Here is a 15,465-nt window from a genome sequence, read left to right as displayed (position 1 = left end):
CAGCATGACCGCCAGCGGGGAGCTGTTCCCGCGGTCCATCAATCCTGCAGGCCGGGGCTACTCGGCGAGCCTAGCGATGTGGGCCCCGGCGGGCGGCGCCGGTGTCCCCAGTGCCCTGTCGCGGCGCCGTACCGTCCAGGCGGAGCGCGAGGACGGCCCGGTCGTCGTTGTCGGACCTCGCCGACCAGCGTTCGGTGTCGGTCCGCACGAACGACACGACCGCCTCCGGGTCCGGGGCGTGCTCGCCGCGGAAACGTTCGCCGAGCCGCTGCAGGACCGGATAGAAGACGCCGTCCGCGTCGCGCGCCTCGCTCACCCCGTCCGTATGCACGACGAGCACCTCCCCGGGCCCCAGCGGGTGCACCGTCGTGTCGTCTCCGCCTGCCGCCAGGGCGCCCAGGCCCAGCGGCAGCCCGGGCGCCGTGACCAGTTGGCGGGCGTCCTGCGGGCCGATCACCAGCGGCGAGGGGTGTCCGCGGTCGACGATCCGCACCTCGCCGCCGCCTGGCGGGAACTCCAGCACCAGCGCGGTCACGAAAAGCTCGGGGTCGCCCTCGTCACCAGCCGGGCTGTTGCGGGCGATGCTGAGCTCCAGCCGCTCGGCCAGACTGCTCAGGCTCTGCCACTCGTGCGCCGACACCCTGAAGCTGCCCAGCACCGCCGCGACGGTCTGGACCGCATCCAGCCCCTTGCCGCGGACGTCGCCGATGATCGCCCGTACCCCGAAGGGCGTCTCGCATACGTCGTACAGATCCCCGCCGACGAGCGTGCCGCCCTCCCCCGCCTCGTAGAACCCGGCGGCATGGACGGGGCCGAGCCGGCGCGGCACGGGCCGCAGCAGGGTCCGCTGCATGGCTTCCGCGACCGAGTTGGCCCGGACCAGGTGCTGCCGGGTCCGCTCCCGCTGCCAGGCCAGCGCGACGCTGGCGATACCGATGAGGAACGTGGCGGCGTAGACGGCGACATGGTGCTGCTCGTCGAAGTGGCCGGGGCGGCGGGCGGCCATCCACATCTGCAGGCCCAGGCACACCACGGCCGACAGCGCGGTGCCCCGCGGGCCGCGCGTCGCGGCCGCGAGCGGCGGTACGGCGATGAGCATGAAGCTCACCGGTTCGCGGCCCCTGACGATCACTTCGGCGAGCACGTCGACGGCCACTGCGATCAGCGGCAGCCACCACGCCCACCCCCGGCGCGGGGACGGGGGCCGCGGCCCGGCACGAAGGCTTCCTCGGGACACGGCGCGCGCCCTAGCTTCCGTGCCCGCCGGGACCGGTCACGGAGCGGGCGGTGCCGCCGCCCGTCGCCCCGCCCGTCGCCTCGGCCGCCGCGCGGCCGCCCGCGCCGGGCAGGCCGGCCTCGATGCGGGAGAGCTGGGCGGTCAGGCTCGCCAGCCACACCTCGAAGTCGACCAGCGCCGGCAGCGGCGGTGTGGGCGGCCGCGCGGGTTCTGGCCGCGTTCCGTCCGGCGGCGGCCGTTCCCCGGCGCACAGGGCGGCCAGCCGATCGGTGGCCCCGGCCGCCGCCCGGGCACCGGCCCGGGCCCGTTCCGCGGCGCCCGGAGGCAGGGCACGCGCGGGCATGTCGAAGCGGGGCAGCCACTGGGCACCGAGCAGGACCTGGCGGGCCGCGATGAGCACGCCGTGCCAGTCGGCGCTGACGGAGGCGCCGGCGGCCGGTTCACTGCGGAACTGGTCGTAGGCGGACTCGGCCAGGCGCAGCCGGTGCAGGGCGGGGACCGTCGGCGGGGGAGGCACGGAGGCCGGTGGCACGGCCGTCAGCACCTCGGCGGTGCCCTTGATCAGCGGCCCGCACTCGCGCAGCAGCCCCGCCATGGTCCTGCGCACCTCCCGGCGGGCACCGGCCGGCCAGGCGAGCATCGCGCACAGCAGACCGATGGCGCTGCCGGTCACCACGTCCACGATCCTCGCCTCGGCCAGCCGCCAGGTGGCCGGGGCGATCTGGGCGAACGCGGTGGCCACCACGAGCGTGAACAGCCCCTGCGCCCAGGCGATGCCGAGCAGCGGCCCGAGCGCGAAGGCAAGCAGCATGCCCGGTGCGAGGATCGCGGCGTAGGCGTCGGTGTGCTGTCCGACGCCGATGAGCAGGGCGCCCGCCGCGACGGCGCCCACGAGATTGCCGGCCACTGCCTCGCGAATGGCCGCCCAAGTCGCCCCGACGGTGGTCCTGCTCAGCGTCAGTACCGCCAACAGCACCCAGAACCCGTGGGTCAGGTCGAGCGAACCGGCGACCAGCCGTGCCGCGCCGAGGGCCAGTGCGATCCGGACGGCGTTGTGGAACTGCACCGAGCGGAGCGTCATGTTGCCGACGATCCGGCGCAGCCACAGCCGGGACGTGGTCGCCCCCGCGTACCAGAACAGCTCCCGTGGCTCGATCGGCGGGGTGCGCCGCCCATCGAGGCCGACCCGTACGGAGATTTCCAGGATGCGCACCGACTCGGCGACGGCCAGCAGCGCAGCCTGCCGACGCAGCACTGTCACCAACGCCGGCACCTCGCCTGCCGGCTCCGCCACCTGCCGCACGCGCATTTCCTGGAAGGCGCCGATCGCCTCGTCCATGCCCTGCGGGCCCGTGGCGGCTTGGCCCGCCCGCAGGGCCGCGGCAGTGTCGTCGCATAGCGACGTCACCTGTGGCAGCAGCCACTGGGATGCCGCGTCGGTACGGGCGCCACCCCTTTCGTCCGCCCGGCAGCCGTCCCGTATGTCGGCCCGGCCGTCCCGCAGGAGGTCGCGCAGTTGTCCCGTCTCGGTCTGATGGGCCAGCTGTTCGAGCAGCCGGCGGGCCCCCGAACCCGCCTGGGAAAGGCCGCGCATCGCACGGCCCGGGCCTGCGGGGCGTTCCGCGGGCGGGATCTTGGACAGCCGCAGCCGCGCGCCCGCGGCGCGCAGGACCTCGGGCGAGGGGCTGGTGCGGCCGGCGAGGGTGTCGCCCGCGGTCGCCACGGCCTTCGCGAGGCTCCATCGGTACGTCTCGCCCGCAGGCTGCGGCAGGAGGAACAGCTCGCACAGCGCCAGTACCACCACGCCCACGGTGAGCCCGGCCAGCCGCGCCCCCAGGGTCTGCGGTTCGTAGGGCGGGAAGCAGGCCAGGATGTAGAAGAGCTGGAGTCCCGGCGCCGCCCCGGCCGGCCGCGGCCCGGCGATGGCCGCGAAGGCCAGGAGGAATCCGACGACGAGCATCCCGAGCACCGCCGCCCAGGTCTGCACCGCCAGCACGGTCCCCAGTGCCACCAGCACCAGGCCCACCGGCAGCGCCTTCAGCATCACCGCGGCCCGTTGCCGCCCGGACCCCGGGATCGAGGACAGCAGCCCGAGAGCGATGGGCGCGAACAGCGCGTACAGCGCCAGCACCGGCTCGCCGAGCCCGTACAGGAAGGGGTAGAACCCCGCGGACGCCGCCAGTGTCACCCGCACCGACCGGTGCAGGATCTCGGCTCGCTCGGCCCCGCCCTTCACGGCGGGCCCCCGCCGGGAAGGGCGCGCGAGCCGAGCGGCGGGACCAGCGAGACGAAGACGGTGACGGCGTAGCCCATGTTGGTGACGGAGCCCGTGCCCGTCACCAGGACATAGGGGATGTTGCGGAAGATCCGCGACCCGGCCGCGAACAGCGCCGTCCCGGCAAGCAGGGAGCCCCTGCGCCCGAAGACGTCGCCCACTCTGCCGCCCACGATGAAACAGCAGCCGATGGCGAGCAGGTACGCGGACAGCTTCCACTGGGCGGCCGAGGCGGCGACACCGAACTCCTCGGCGATCCCCGGGACGGCCAGGTTCAGCGCGAAGAAGTCGAGCTGGATGCAGAACAGGGCCAGGGCGACCGCGATGAAGGCCCCCGTCCGCGCGGCCGGCGAAGACTCAGCGCGCATGAGCACGTTCCTCTCGGGCCGACGCCGCCGAGGCGTCGTGGGCGGGCCGGACACGCGCCCCGCCACCCCATTGTCGGTCGACCCCGTACGCACCGCAGCCCGGCCACCCCGGACCGCGGCGGGCTGTCTTCGGCTCGCTGGCGACCCGAACGCCTTCCGCGGCAGCTGCGACCAGGGCATGAGGATCACCGTGGTCCGAAGCGCATGGTCCCTCCGGCGGTCCCGATCTTGCCCGTGGCCCGAGTGACGCATCCGGAGCCGGGAGCCGCGAGCCGGGGGCGCGCACGGGGCGCCGCCATGGGGACGGCGCCCCGCGCGGGTGGTCAGCCGACGCGCAGGGTCAGCGCGGCGGTGTGCAGCTTTCCGTCGGTCTGGAACTGCAGGAACAGGCGCCAGTTGCCAGAGGCGGGCAGTTCGGCGTGGAAGGAGAGGTCCGGTCCGCCGTGATCGCCGTTGGCCTTCGTCTCCGGGTGGAGATGGGCGAACGCCTGGTCGCCTTCGTGGAATGCGGTGAGGTGGGCGTAGGTGTCCAGGTAGGGCTGCAGGTCGGTGACGGGCTTGCCGTCCTTGGTGATGCGCACCTTCAGCGGGTGTGCCATCCCGGCCATGAGTTCGCCCTGGACAGTGACGGTGTACCCGTCGACCTCGGCGTTGGCGGCGGCCGTGGGGAGCGGCGTCTTCGCGCTCTGGCCGGGGACGGTCACGGTGCGGCTGAGAACGAAGTCCTTGCCGCTGCCGCTGCCGGGGGTGAAGGAGGCGAACATGCGCCAGGAGCCCGGTGCGAGGGCGGCGAGGTCCGCCGTCCAGGTGCCGTCGGCGGCCATCGTCGGGTGGATGTGCTGGAAGCCGGTCAGATCCGAACGGATGGCGTAGAAGTGCATCCGCTTGGTCTGGTCGAGTGCGAAGCCGGTGACCGGCTTGCTGTCCTGACCCGTGATCGTGAAGCGGTAGGCGGCCTGCTTGCCCGCGGGGAGCGTCGTGTCCTGAGAGGTCAGGTGGTAGCCGCCCTTGGTGTCGGCCAGGCCGTTGCCGGCCGCCGTGTTCTCCATCCCGGGCATGTCACTCATCGACGGCGACGTACTCGCCGAGGAGGAGGCGGACGACTTGGCGCCATGCTCCATGCCCGGCATGGAGGATGAGTCGCCCGAAGAGCCGCAGGCGGCAAGCGTCAGGGCGAGAGCGGCTGCCGTACCGGCTGCGGCGAGGGCGCGACGGCGCCCGGTAGAACGAGAAGAAGCGAACATCGAACAGTGTCTTTCCGGTGGGCACGCCACACCGATGGCGCGCGAGTGAGCAGGAGGCGGGGCCGCTACCCGGTCGACGACCGGGTTCCGGCACGGGCCCTGTCACGTACGCGCGATACACACCTGGAGCAGCAGACCTCTTCCGCCTGCCGGTGGCCCCCGGCGCCCGGTGCGGGCCAGGCTCCATGGGCGGTCGGCCCATGACAGTGCGGTCAGTGCGGCGACGGCGAGGGCCACGAGCCCCGCCGCCGGCAGGGGCAGACGGTCGCGTGCGGGCGTCGAGACGCACTGCGCGCCGTGCCCCATCGCCGCTCCGTCTGTGGCCTGGATCTGCGGGTCGGCGGGATGGACCATCGCCGCAGTGGCCGCGGTCGTCATCGCGGCGGCGTTGCGGCCGTGATGCGCCGTGGCCGTTGTGGGCACCGCACCGTGGCAGCCGTCGGCGGCACTCGCCGGGGCGCCGTGCATGAGGAACAGGCCGAGCAGGACCGCGCACAGCGCCAGCAGCCGGGCCAAGCCCCGCCCGCGCTGCTTGCTGTCCATCATTCCCCGGTCCCTCCTGCTCTGTCCCGCACCTGCAGCCACAATACCCCCGTAGGGTAGCGCGCGTCGGGATGGTCCCCGTCCGCAAGTGACACGACTGAAGCGAATGCCATGAACGGCCTTGGGTCATCCAGACGGCGGCTTCACGCGGGTCGCAGTGCGTCCAGCTGCTGTTCGAACGGTACGACGGCGGTGCCGTCGGTCGCTCGGGCGGCAACCCCCGCGCGTTGGCGCATCAGCCCGGCCAGTTCGCCGGCCGCGCGCACGATCCGCTGGGGCAGCGTGTCGGTCAGCGGGTCGCCGCTGCCGCCCCAGTCCTCGGAGGCCGCGTACACCGCGGTGGGTACGACGACCGCGCGCAGGTAGGCGAAGAGCGGACGCAGCGCGTGCTCCAGGGCGAGCGAGTGCCGTGCCGTCCCGCCGGTCGCCGCGGCCAGCACGGCCTTGCGCGTCCTCGGCTGCACCGGCGCCATGCTGGGGCTGTGGGTGCAGGACCTCGACGGGTCCGGCGCGCACGCCGATTTCGCGTACGCCACCTACCGGGAGTGCCACCAGTGAGAGACCTCGGCCGCATCCGTCTGTTCTGCACAAGCCTCGGTCCGGCCGATGCCCCCGCCCTGCTCCTGGTGCACGGCTGGGGCGGTGACGGACGGGAGTGGTCGCCGCATGCCGAGGCGCTGGCCGAGCGGTTCCGTGTCGTCGTGCCCGACCTGCGTGGGCACGGCCGCTCCGAGGTACCGGGGGACGGCAACACTCCGGCGGAGATGGCCGAGGACCTCGCCGCGCTGATCGACGCCCTCGGTACCGGGCCGGTGGTCGCCGTCGGGCATTCGATGGGCGGCCAGGTCGTCAACCTGCTCGCCGTACACCATCCGCACGCCGTACGGTCGGTCGTCGCCCTCGATCCCGCCCACGGCGCCCACGGCGCGGAGGTCGACGGGATCCCCGCACGGCTCGCCGACTACCGCGAGAACGGCGCTCGCGCGGCGGCGTCGTTCGTCGCCGGGGCGTTCTCCCCGGCCGCTCCGCCCGGACTGCGCACCGCGCACATTCGCACCCTGCTCGGCACCCCCGACCATGTGATCGCCCAGGCGTACGCGGGGATGTACACCGACCCGGGCGCGGTCGGCATTCGCCCGCTCAGCGAGGCGTACCTGCGCCGACGCGCGCAGCCGGCACTCACAGTGTGGACGTCGCAGGAGGCCGCGGTGTGGGAGCGCGGCGTCCGGAACGTGCCCGGCTCACGTGTCGAGCACTGGCCCCGCACCGGCCACTACCTGCACGAGGAGCGGCTGGACCGCACGATCCGGCTCCTGCGGGACTGGGCCGGACAGACCACCGGCGCGCTCTGACGGCTGTGCGTCACGGGCCTTCCAACGGGAAACGTCCGTCCTCCTGAGACTTGAGCTGAGCGGTGTTGCCTGTGCTTGGGCCTGCGCGGACATCGCTCATGCCTCGATGCGATGGTGCAGAAGAACGGGCATCGAAATCGCCGGCGAGTGAGCCATATTCGGCACCCTCCAGTGTCAGTGGCGCGCCCTACTCTGGGCCGACACAGGATCCGCGACGAGAAACAGGAGGTTCCCATGACGACCCTGCCCGATCGGCCGAACACCGCATTGCTCGTCATCGACGTCCAGAACGGGGTGATGGAAGGCGCCCATGGCCGCGACGGCGTGATCGCGAACATCAACAGCCTCGTCGACAAGGCCCGCGCGGAGGACGTCACCGTGGTCTGGGTGCAGCACTCCGGCGACCATCTCAAGCCGGACAGCGAGAGCTGGCAGTACGTGCCGGAGCTGGTCCGCCGCGATGCGGAGCCTCTCGTCCACAAGATGTACGGCGACTCGTTCGAGGACACCGAGCTGGAAGCGCTGCTCGCCGAGCGCGGGGTGGGCCGGATCGTCGTCACGGGCGCCCAGACCGACGCGTGCGTCCGCTCGACCCTCCACGGAGGCTTCGTTCGCGGGTACGACGTGACGCTGGTTGGCGACGCGCACACCACGGAGGACCTCAGTGCCTACGGTGCTCCGCCCCCGGACCAGGTGATCGCGCACACCAATCTCTACTGGCAGGGGGAGAGCGCACCCGGGCGCCGCGGCGGAACCGTCGACGCGGCGGACGTGACCTTCGCGCCGGGCGACGCGGGCTGAGCCGCCCCACCGGCCATGACCGCCGCATGAGTGGCGCGAATGACGGGTGCCATTTCACGCCTCCCGTGCGAATGCATACGGAGGCCGGTCACACTCCAGGATTGAGTGATTGCCGGGCGTCATATTATCGGCGGATCTGTTTTGGTGGCCCGATGCGGGGAATTTGATTTCTAGTGCTTCGGACAGGAGGCACGTCCGTGGGAGCTGGTACGCCAGACCGCGGGTGTCTCCTGTCGGTCCGCGTGCGTGCCCTCCCATGGTGACTGTCCACCTCAGCACCCGTTGTGGGAGTGGTGAGCGCCATGCGTGTCACGGCCGGCATGAAGCAACATCCGCACGACGATGCCCCGGACACCGCGGCTGCCTTCGCCCGGCTGTCCGGTCTGCCTGACGGCCCCGAGCGGCAGGCGCTGCGTGACGAGATCGTCCGCTCCTGGCTGCCCATGGCGGAACGAATCGCCGGCCGCTACCGGGGCAGGGGCGAGTCCCTCGAGGATCTGAGGCAGGTCGCGGCCCTTGGCCTGGTCAAGGCGGTCGACCGGTACGACCCGGCCCTGGGCAACGCGTTCGAGAGCTACGCGATCCCGACCATCACCGGCGAGATCAAGCGTCACTTCCGCGACCACATGTGGATCCTGCATGTGCCGCGCCGAGTCCAGGACCTGCGCAACCGGGTGCGCGTCGCCATGAAGGAGCTGTCGCAGACGATCCCGGGCGCTCGGCCCACCGTCGCCGAGATCGCCGCGTACGCGCACCTGAGCGAGGACGACGTGCGCACCGCCCTGGAGGCGCTGGACAGCTTCGTAGCCCTGTCGCTGGACGCGGAGCTGCCGGGCAGTGAGGACGGATACGCCCTGGGGGACGCCCTGGGCGAGCCCGATGCGGGCTTCGATCTGGTCATCGACCGCGAGGCCGTGAAGCCGGCGCTGAGCACGCTGCCCGAGCGCGAGAGGACCATCCTCTACCTGCGGTTCTTCCGCGGCATGACCCAGAGCTGCATCGCGCAACAGCTCGGCATCTCGCAGATGCACGTGTCCCGTCTGATCAGCCATTGCTGCGCCACGCTGCGTGAACAGGTGCTCGCCGATGCGGCGTAACTCCTGGAGCGGTGAGGGGCAGGTACGCGGCCGCCCGGGCGGGTTTCCTCGCTCCGGGCGGCCGCGGGCGAGCTCACTGCCGAACCCTCCCGGGAACGGTTGGCCAGTTTGCCGCCTCCTCTCTGACTACCGGGGCGGCCTCGAACCAAACACGTTCGAGGCCGCGCGGGTCCATCACTTCCCGAGCCTCATGGCGTCGATGGCGGGTCCGGGATCTGCGTGGGGCCGTATTTGTCGAGGGTGTCCTCAAGAATCGCGTGCACATCGGGCGGCAGATCTCCCTGCTGCCCCCAGGTGATGATCATCTCCGCGATGTTGCGGAGTTTGATGTTCGTGTGCTGGGAGACTTCCCGGAGAACGTTCCACCCTTGATCAGGTGTCACCCGGCCGAGAGCGACCATCATGCCGATCGCCTGGTCCACGACGGCGTGCGAGGTGACGGCCTCCTTCAACTGCGCTATTTCTTCTTGCAGTTCGGCGGTGCCACGCGGCTCGTCGCCTTCCGAACCGGCGTCTGCGGTCATCGTCCCCTCCGGGATCGCGCTAGATCCTGCGAGTGCTTCGTCCAAGTACATCGTCGCCACTCGGCGGGGCGCGTGCCAGCGCGGGCGAGGTGACAACAGCGGCGGAGGATCAGCACGGCGGAGGGGCGGCACAGTCGAGGGGCGGGGCGCGGCGAAGGGGCAGCCGCTCGTCGAGCGCCTCCCCCTTCCCTGGGGCTCGCACGGCCTCACGCGGCCAGAGTCACCGCCGCCACCGCGGGCGTCCGCAGGGCGCGCCGGGCCGTGAGCAGGCTGGTGCCCAGTGTCACCGCCGTCGCGGTCGCGACGATGGTGAGCCAGATGCCCAGGCCCTGGTCCGGCCATGTCCCGCCCGTGCGGACCAGGGTGAAGGGGAGGATCCCGGCGAGCCCGGCCACGGTGCCGAAGAAGACGCCGGTCACCGTCAGGATCACTCCCTCGACGCCGACCATGCCGAGCACCTGGCCCGGCGTCGCGCCCGCCAGGCGCTGCTGGCCGAACTCCCGGCTGCGGTAAGTGGTCGCCGCGTACAGGGAGTTGATCAGCATGATGCAGGAGAAGACCACGATGATGCCGACGACCACCAGGTTGAGGGTCTCCAGATTCTTGGCATCGATGGACTTCGGTACACCCGAGGCGTCGATCGCGTCGTTCTCGACGGCTTGCATGGAGAGCGTCGCCGTCGCCATGCAGGTGAAGAGGATCAGCGACATCAGGACACCTGAGAGTTCGTCGGCGCGCCGACGCATGTTCCGTACGGCCAGATAGCCGCTCGGGCCCGTCAGGGGGAGCCGGTCGAGCAGGCCTTTCAGCAGCCTCGGCGCCAGGAGCGCGCACCCCACCGACAGCAGGATCGCCCCGTACGCGGGCGGCGCCATCAGAGCGGCGTCCTCGGCGGAGAAGGCGAACGTCGAGCAGGCGGCCGCGACGCCGACGGCCAGGGCCGCGTACGTGAAGAACTTCCGTGCGCCGCCCCGGGGTTGACGCGTCCGAGTCGCCCGCCGCACCGCGAGGAACGCCGCGCCCGCCGCCGCGAGGACCGTGATGCCGACCCCCGCCATCAGGGCGATGGGACCGAAGGAGTAGTCCACGGACCGGTCGACCTGACCGCTGTCCTGGAAGACGTTCAGCAGCGCCCGCCCGCCGAGCATCGCCGGACCGATCGCCAGCACCGCGCCCACCAGGGCGACCGCCACCGACTCCCCGACGACCATCCGCTTGATCTGCGCCGGCGTCGCCCCCGAGCACCGCAACAGCTCGATCTCGGCGCTCCGTTGACGGACATTCACCGTCAGCGTCGAGGCGACGGCGAAGAACACCAGCAGGGTGCCGTAGCCGCCGACGACGCTCGCCGCGGTGGACAGCGACTCCGCGCTCACGGAGTCGACGCCCGGCCGCCCCGCCGTGTCGTGCATCGAGTTGAACGTCATGATGATCGCCGCGCCCAGGAACGCGGACAGCAGCGTCGCGGTGAAGCGCCCGGGGCGCTGCCGGATGGAACGCAAGGCCAGTGCGAACATGGCTCACACTCCCATCGGCGCGTCGTCGCCCAGGTGCGCCAGACGCTCGGCCACCGCGTCGACGGTCGGCGCGTCCATCCGGCCGGCCAGCCGTCCGTCCGCGAGGAACACGACGGAGTCGGCGTACGAGGCGGCGACCGGATCGTGCGTCACCATGACCACGGTCCTGCCGTGCACCCGTACCGCCTCCTGGAGCAGCCGCAGCACATCCCGCGCACTGCGTGTGTCGAGCGCGCCGGTCGGTTCGTCCGCGAAGATCACCCGCGGCTCGGTGACCAGCGCCCGGGCGATCGCCACGCGCTGCCGCTGCCCTCCCGAGAGCTGGTCGGGCAGGTGGCCGAGCCGGTCGCCGAGCCCGACCACCGTGAGGATCTCCCGTGCCCGCGCACGGTCCACACGCTGCCGGGCGAGCTTGAGCGGCAGGACCGTGTTCTGGGCGACGGTCAGCGTCGGCAGCAGGTTGTACTGCTGGAAGACGAAGCCGATCCGGCTGCGCCGGAACTTCGTCAGCTCGGCCTCGCCGCCGCTCGTCATCTCCGCGCCGTCCACCATCACGATGCCGCTGTCGGGCCGGTCAAGGCCCGCCGCGCACTGGAGCAACGTGGACTTGCCGGACCCCGAGGGCCCCATGACCGCGGTGAAGGTGCCGCGCGCCAGACTGAGGGACACCCCGTCCAGAGCGGTCACGGCATTCTCCTCGGCCCCGTAGGTCTTGCTGACCTTGACCAGCCGCAGGGCCTCAAGGGCGGGTCCCGAGTCGTTCGTACGTCGCGCTGGGCGAAACATCGTCATCACTCTCCGTCCGGCACGCCCTGTGCCTCGCCGACGACGCTACGGAGAGCCGGGTCGGGCCACATGGGGCGCAGAACCCGTATTCCGGGGTGTACTCAGCGACACCGTGCCCCTGTGCTCACCGCCCGTACGGGTCATCAGAACGCGCCGACCTGCGCACACTCCCGGTGCAATGGACGGGTGACCGCGCCCCCGGACGACTGCCTCGCGCGCAACGACTGGATCTGCCGGCAGTACCTGACCACCCGCCGCCAGATTCTTCTCGACGCGGTGGTCCAGCACCTCCAGCTGACGGCGGTCTCCGTCCTGATCGGGCTGGTCATCGCCGTGCCGCTGGCCGTCCTGGCGCGCCGCTGGGGCTGGGCCGCGGGACCCGTCCTCGGGGTGACCACGATCCTCTACACGATCCCGTCGCTGGCGATGTTCTCGCTGCTCCTGCCCGTGTACGGGCTGTCGGCCGCCCTGGTGGTCTCGGGACTCGTCCTCTACTCGCTGACGCTGCTCGTACGGAACATCCTCGCCGGCTTGCGCGCCGTCCCCGAGGAGACCCGGCAGGCCGCTCGCGGCATGGGGTACGGGCCCGTCCGAATGCTGCTCACCGTCGAGTTGCCGCTCGCTCTGCCCGCCGCCATGGCCGGGCTGCGGATCGCCACCGTCTCCGCGGTGTCCCTGGTGACGGTGGGCGCGATCGTCGGCTTCGGCGGGCTCGGCAACCTCATCTACTCCGGCATGAACACGTACTTCAAGGCACAGGTCCTGACCGCGTCGGTGCTCTGCGTGGTCATCGCGATCGCGGCCGATCTCCTGCTGCTCGGCGTGCAATGGGTGATCACCCCGTGGGCGAGGGCAGCCCGCGGATGAACACCCTCGCCGACGCCTGGGACTGGCTCACCGACCCGGCGCACTGGTCCGGCGCCGACGGCGTCTGGCACCGGCTCGCCCAGCATCTCGTCCTGACCGTCGTCTGTCTGGTCATCAGCTGTCTGATCGCGCTGCCCGTCGCCCTGGTCCTCGGTCACCTCGGCAGGGGCGGCGCGCTCGCCGTCAACATCTCCAACGTCGGCCGGGCCGTACCGACCTTCGCCGTGCTGGTGCTGCTGCTCCTCACGCCGCTCGGGAAGTGGGGCGAGGGCCCGACGGTCGTCGCGCTGGTCCTGTTCGCCGTGCCGCCGCTGCTCACCAACGCGTACGTGGGGATGCGAGAGGTCGACCGCAGCGTGGTGCGGGCGGCGCGCGGGATGGGGATGACCGGGCGGCAGATGTTGTTGGGTGTGGAACTGCCCCTCGCGCTCCCGATGGTCCTGAACGGGGTGCGGATCGCGGCCGTCCAGCTCGTCGCGACCGCCACCATCGCCGCGCTCGCGGGCGGCGGCGGGCTCGGCCGGATCATCACGGCGGGCTTCAATCTGGCGAGTACGGCCCAGGTCGTCGCCGGTGCCCTCCTCGTCGCCGTGTTCGCCCTGATCGTCGAGGGGATCTTCGAGGTCGCCGAGCGGCTGGCGCCGCACTGGGCGCGGGGCGCGCGGTGAGACGGCGCATCGCACTGGTGGGCCTGGTCCTGTTGAGCGGCTGTAGCACCGGACCGTCCCTGGAGAACCGTGGCGCGGTCACCGCGCCGCCCGGCGACAGCAAACACCTCACCATCGGCTCGGCCGGATTCACCGAGAGCGACCTGCTGGCCCAGATGTACGCGCTACTGCTGAACCAGGCCGGCTACCACACGTCGATGCTCACCGTCGCCAACCGCGAACTGTACGAACCCGCCCTGGAATCGGGCCAGATCGACGTCGTCCCGGAATACGCGGCCACCTTCGCCGACTGGCTGAACGCGAAGACCAGCGGCGCCGACGCACCACCCGCGGGCTCGCCCGACCTCGACGCCACGATGACCGCCCTGCGCAAGCTGGCCACACCCCGCGGTCTCACCGTCCTCGACCCCGGCAGGGCCGTCGACCAGAACGCCTTCGCCGTGACCGGGGCATACGCCCGCCGGTACCACCTCAAGACGCTCAGCGACCTCGGAAAGTCCGGCCTGAGGGTGCGGCTCGCGGCCGGCGACGAGTGCGTGCAACGGCCTTACTGCGAGCCAGGGTTGAAGCAGACGTACGGCATCGACATCACCGGCGTCGACCCGAAGGGTGTCGGCACCACACAGGCGAAGCGGGCCGTGCAGAGCGGCCAGGACCAGATGGTGCTGACCACGACGACGGACGCGACCCTGGAGGCCTTCGGACTCGTCCTGCTCGCCGACGACAAGCACCTGCAGAACGCCGACTACATCGTGCCCGTCGTCAACCGCTCCCGCGCGGGCAGCGAGGGTGTCACCAAGGCCCTCGGCAAGCTCAACGACGTACTCACCACAGCCGACTTGGCGTCCATGAACCAGCAGGTGGACAGCTGGCGACGACTGCCGCAGGACGTGGCGCGCGCCTATCTGAAGGAGAAGGGCCTGCTGCACGGACCGCCACGTGACGTCGGTGACCGGACCGGTCATCCGCGGCCCGAAGGGCTGATGGACAACGTGGGGCCCGAAGGGAACCAAGCGGGCGTCAGGCATCCGCCACCGAATCGAACTCCACCTGCCCCCGCGACACACCCAGGGCGTCCGCGTCCACCGACCGCCGCAGCGCCTCGTGCAGCTTCGCGGGGGTCAGTACGCCGAGGAAGCGCGCCCCGTCCAGCACGGCGACCCAGCCCGCGTCGTGCTGGAGCATCACACCGAAGGCCTGCTTCAAAGGGGCGCCCACCGGAACCCAGGAGTTCATGCGGTGGGCGAGGTCGCGAACAAAACCCCCCGCCCCGAGTTCGTCGACGCCGACCCAGCCGTGCAGATCGCCCTCGGCGTCGAGCACGACGGCCCAGCGGGCGCCCTCCGCGTGCAGCCGGGTGACGGCCTGCGCCGCGGGCTCGTCGAGGCGGGCGATCGGCGGCTGCTCCAGGTCGTCGACCTCGATCGAGGTGACCGACAGCCGCTTCAGTCCGCGGTCGGCCCCCACGAACTCGGCGACGTACGGCGTGGCCGGCGTGCCGAGGACCGCCCCCGGCGTGTCGTACTGCTCGATGCGCCCCTGCCCGTACACCGCGATCCGGTCGCCGAGCCGGACCGCCTCCTCGATGTCGTGGGTGACCAGCAGCACCGTCTTGCGTACGGCCTGCTGCATCCGCAGGAACTCGTCCTGGAGCTGCTCCCGCACCACCGGGTCGACGGCCCCGAACGGCTCGTCCATCAGCAACACGGGCGGGTCGGCGGCCAGCGCCCGCGCCACGCCGACCCGCTGGCGCTGGCCGCCCGACAGCTGGTCCGGATAGCGCGATCCGTAGGTCTTCGGGTCCAGGCCCACCAGAGCGAGCAGCTCGGCGGCGCGCTCCCGCGCCTTCGCCTTCTTCCAGCCGACCAGCGAGGGCACGGTCGCCGTGTTGTCGAGAATCGTGCGGTGCGGGAACAGCCCGACCTGCTGGATGACGTAACCGATCCGCCGCCGCAGCCGCACCGGATCGACGGTGGCGATGTCCTCGCCGTTCACGAAGATCCGGCCCGACGTCGGCTCGATCAGCCGGTTCACCATCATCATGGTCGTCGTCTTGCCACACCCCGACGGTCCGACGAGCGTGACGAGTTCGCCCTCGGCGACCTCGAAGGAGAGGCCGTCCACGGCGGTCGTGCCGTCCGGGTAGCGCTTGGTGACCTGCTCGAACCGGATCATTTCCTCACGCT

At 71.7% G+C, this 15,465-nt stretch carries 15 protein-coding genes and 2 pseudogenes; 7 read left to right on the top strand and 10 right to left on the bottom strand.

Going from position 1 to position 15,465, the window contains the following annotated elements; all coding sequences use genetic code 11:
- Positions 1-70: 70 nt before the first annotated feature.
- From ACZ4WS_RS00760 to ACZ4WS_RS00735, 6 genes and pseudogenes are all read right to left on the bottom strand, one after another.
- Complete coding sequence (locus tag ACZ4WS_RS00760) at positions 71-1,156, bottom strand: PP2C family protein-serine/threonine phosphatase (protein WP_467975920.1); 1,086 nt, start codon at positions 1,154-1,156, stop codon at positions 71-73.
- 91 nt (positions 1,157-1,247) lie between these two features.
- Complete coding sequence (locus ACZ4WS_RS00755) at positions 1,248-3,473, bottom strand: FUSC family protein (RefSeq protein ID WP_467975918.1); 2,226 nt, start codon at positions 3,471-3,473, stop codon at positions 1,248-1,250.
- Complete coding sequence (locus ACZ4WS_RS00750) at positions 3,470-3,880, bottom strand: MFS transporter (RefSeq protein ID WP_467975916.1); 411 nt, start codon at positions 3,878-3,880, stop codon at positions 3,470-3,472. Before ACZ4WS_RS00750 ends, ACZ4WS_RS00755 begins: the two co-directional genes overlap by 4 nt.
- Positions 3,881-4,203: 323 nt before the next feature.
- A complete protein-coding gene (locus ACZ4WS_RS00745) occupies positions 4,204-5,001 on the bottom strand; it encodes a hypothetical protein (protein WP_467975914.1) in 798 nt (265 codons plus the stop codon).
- Between the two features lie 225 nt (positions 5,002-5,226).
- Positions 5,227-5,670, bottom strand: a complete 444-nt coding sequence (locus ACZ4WS_RS00740) for a hypothetical protein (protein ID WP_467975912.1) — start codon at positions 5,668-5,670, stop codon at positions 5,227-5,229.
- Positions 5,671-5,810: 140 nt separating this feature from the next.
- Positions 5,811-6,119: pseudogene (locus ACZ4WS_RS00735) on the bottom strand (NAD(P)H-dependent oxidoreductase); the annotation flags it as partial.
- Between the two features lie 19 nt (positions 6,120-6,138).
- Here ACZ4WS_RS00735 and ACZ4WS_RS00730 point away from each other — a divergent pair.
- The 4 genes from ACZ4WS_RS00730 to ACZ4WS_RS00715 all read left to right on the top strand — a co-directional run bounded on the left by ACZ4WS_RS00730 (position 6,139) and on the right by ACZ4WS_RS00715 (position 8,917).
- Positions 6,139-6,225 (top strand): hypothetical protein, encoded by an 87-nt coding sequence (locus ACZ4WS_RS00730; RefSeq protein ID WP_467977112.1) that lies wholly within the window; start codon positions 6,139-6,141, stop codon positions 6,223-6,225.
- Positions 6,222-7,019, top strand: coding sequence for an alpha/beta fold hydrolase (locus ACZ4WS_RS00725; protein WP_467975910.1), 798 nt, complete (start codon positions 6,222-6,224; stop codon positions 7,017-7,019). Before ACZ4WS_RS00730 ends, ACZ4WS_RS00725 begins: the two co-directional genes overlap by 4 nt.
- Before the next feature lie 234 nt (positions 7,020-7,253).
- Positions 7,254-7,820, top strand: coding sequence for a cysteine hydrolase family protein (locus ACZ4WS_RS00720; RefSeq protein ID WP_467975908.1), 567 nt, complete (start codon positions 7,254-7,256; stop codon positions 7,818-7,820).
- Between the two features lie 302 nt (positions 7,821-8,122).
- Positions 8,123-8,917: an RNA polymerase sigma factor SigF gene (locus tag ACZ4WS_RS00715; RefSeq protein WP_467975906.1), complete on the top strand. Its 795-nt coding sequence runs from the start codon at positions 8,123-8,125 to the stop codon at positions 8,915-8,917.
- Positions 8,918-9,105: 188 nt separating this feature from the next.
- Here the strand turns inward: ACZ4WS_RS00715 and ACZ4WS_RS00710 are convergent, their stop codons facing one another.
- The 3 genes from ACZ4WS_RS00710 to ACZ4WS_RS00700 all read right to left on the bottom strand — a co-directional run bounded on the left by ACZ4WS_RS00710 (position 9,106) and on the right by ACZ4WS_RS00700 (position 11,750).
- Positions 9,106-9,441 (bottom strand): ANTAR domain-containing protein, encoded by a 336-nt coding sequence (locus tag ACZ4WS_RS00710; RefSeq protein WP_467975904.1) that lies wholly within the window; start codon positions 9,439-9,441, stop codon positions 9,106-9,108.
- Between the two features lie 206 nt (positions 9,442-9,647).
- Entirely contained in the window at positions 9,648-10,958 is a 1,311-nt protein-coding gene (locus ACZ4WS_RS00705) for an ABC transporter permease (RefSeq protein WP_467975902.1), read from the bottom strand.
- A gap of 3 nt (positions 10,959-10,961) precedes the next feature.
- Positions 10,962-11,750, bottom strand: a complete 789-nt coding sequence (locus ACZ4WS_RS00700; protein WP_467975901.1) for an ABC transporter ATP-binding protein — start codon at positions 11,748-11,750, stop codon at positions 10,962-10,964.
- A gap of 180 nt (positions 11,751-11,930) precedes the next feature.
- On the opposite strand from ACZ4WS_RS00700, the gene ACZ4WS_RS00695 reads away from it, so the two are divergent.
- The 3 genes and pseudogenes from ACZ4WS_RS00695 to ACZ4WS_RS00685 form a co-directional block, all read left to right on the top strand.
- Complete coding sequence (locus tag ACZ4WS_RS00695; RefSeq protein ID WP_467975899.1) at positions 11,931-12,611, top strand: ABC transporter permease; 681 nt, start codon at positions 11,931-11,933, stop codon at positions 12,609-12,611.
- Positions 12,608-13,279, top strand: coding sequence for an ABC transporter permease (locus tag ACZ4WS_RS00690; RefSeq protein ID WP_467977110.1), 672 nt, complete (start codon positions 12,608-12,610; stop codon positions 13,277-13,279). Before ACZ4WS_RS00695 ends, ACZ4WS_RS00690 begins: the two co-directional genes overlap by 4 nt.
- Positions 13,258-14,205 (top strand): annotated as a pseudogene (locus ACZ4WS_RS00685) (ABC transporter substrate-binding protein); the annotation flags it as partial. The gene ACZ4WS_RS00690 and the pseudogene ACZ4WS_RS00685, both read left to right, overlap by 22 nt.
- Before the next feature lie 94 nt (positions 14,206-14,299).
- On the opposite strand, the gene ACZ4WS_RS00680 reads toward ACZ4WS_RS00685, so the two are convergent.
- On the bottom strand, positions 14,300-15,454 hold the full coding sequence (locus ACZ4WS_RS00680) for a betaine/proline/choline family ABC transporter ATP-binding protein (RefSeq protein WP_467975897.1): 1,155 nt from the start codon (positions 15,452-15,454) through the stop codon (positions 14,300-14,302).
- Positions 15,455-15,465 lie beyond the last annotated feature (11 nt).

Source organism: Streptomyces sp. NPDC029292, assembly GCF_055569295.1.
The sequence above is the reverse complement of the archived record's forward strand: the minus strand, read 5'-3'. Positions and strand labels throughout refer to the sequence as shown.

Coding starts and splice junctions, on each gene's coding strand:
- ACZ4WS_RS00750 (WP_467975916.1), bottom strand. CDS start 3,880: ATGCGCGCTGAGTCTTCGCCGGCCGCGCGGACGGGGGCCTTCATCGCG.
- ACZ4WS_RS00745 (WP_467975914.1), bottom strand. CDS start 5,001: ATGGAGCATGGCGCCAAGTCGTCCGCCTCCTCCTCGGCGAGTACGTCG.
- ACZ4WS_RS00740 (WP_467975912.1), bottom strand. CDS start 5,670: ATGATGGACAGCAAGCAGCGCGGGCGGGGCTTGGCCCGGCTGCTGGCG.
- ACZ4WS_RS00730 (WP_467977112.1), top strand. CDS start 6,139: ATGCTGGGGCTGTGGGTGCAGGACCTCGACGGGTCCGGCGCGCACGCC.
- ACZ4WS_RS00720 (WP_467975908.1), top strand. CDS start 7,254: ATGACGACCCTGCCCGATCGGCCGAACACCGCATTGCTCGTCATCGAC.
- ACZ4WS_RS00715 (WP_467975906.1), top strand. CDS start 8,123: ATGCGTGTCACGGCCGGCATGAAGCAACATCCGCACGACGATGCCCCG.
- ACZ4WS_RS00710 (WP_467975904.1), bottom strand. CDS start 9,441: ATGACCGCAGACGCCGGTTCGGAAGGCGACGAGCCGCGTGGCACCGCC.
- ACZ4WS_RS00705 (WP_467975902.1), bottom strand. CDS start 10,958: ATGTTCGCACTGGCCTTGCGTTCCATCCGGCAGCGCCCCGGGCGCTTC.
- ACZ4WS_RS00700 (WP_467975901.1), bottom strand. CDS start 11,750: ATGACGATGTTTCGCCCAGCGCGACGTACGAACGACTCGGGACCCGCC.
- ACZ4WS_RS00690 (WP_467977110.1), top strand. CDS start 12,608: ATGAACACCCTCGCCGACGCCTGGGACTGGCTCACCGACCCGGCGCAC.
- ACZ4WS_RS00680 (WP_467975897.1), bottom strand. CDS start 15,454: ATGATCCGGTTCGAGCAGGTCACCAAGCGCTACCCGGACGGCACGACC.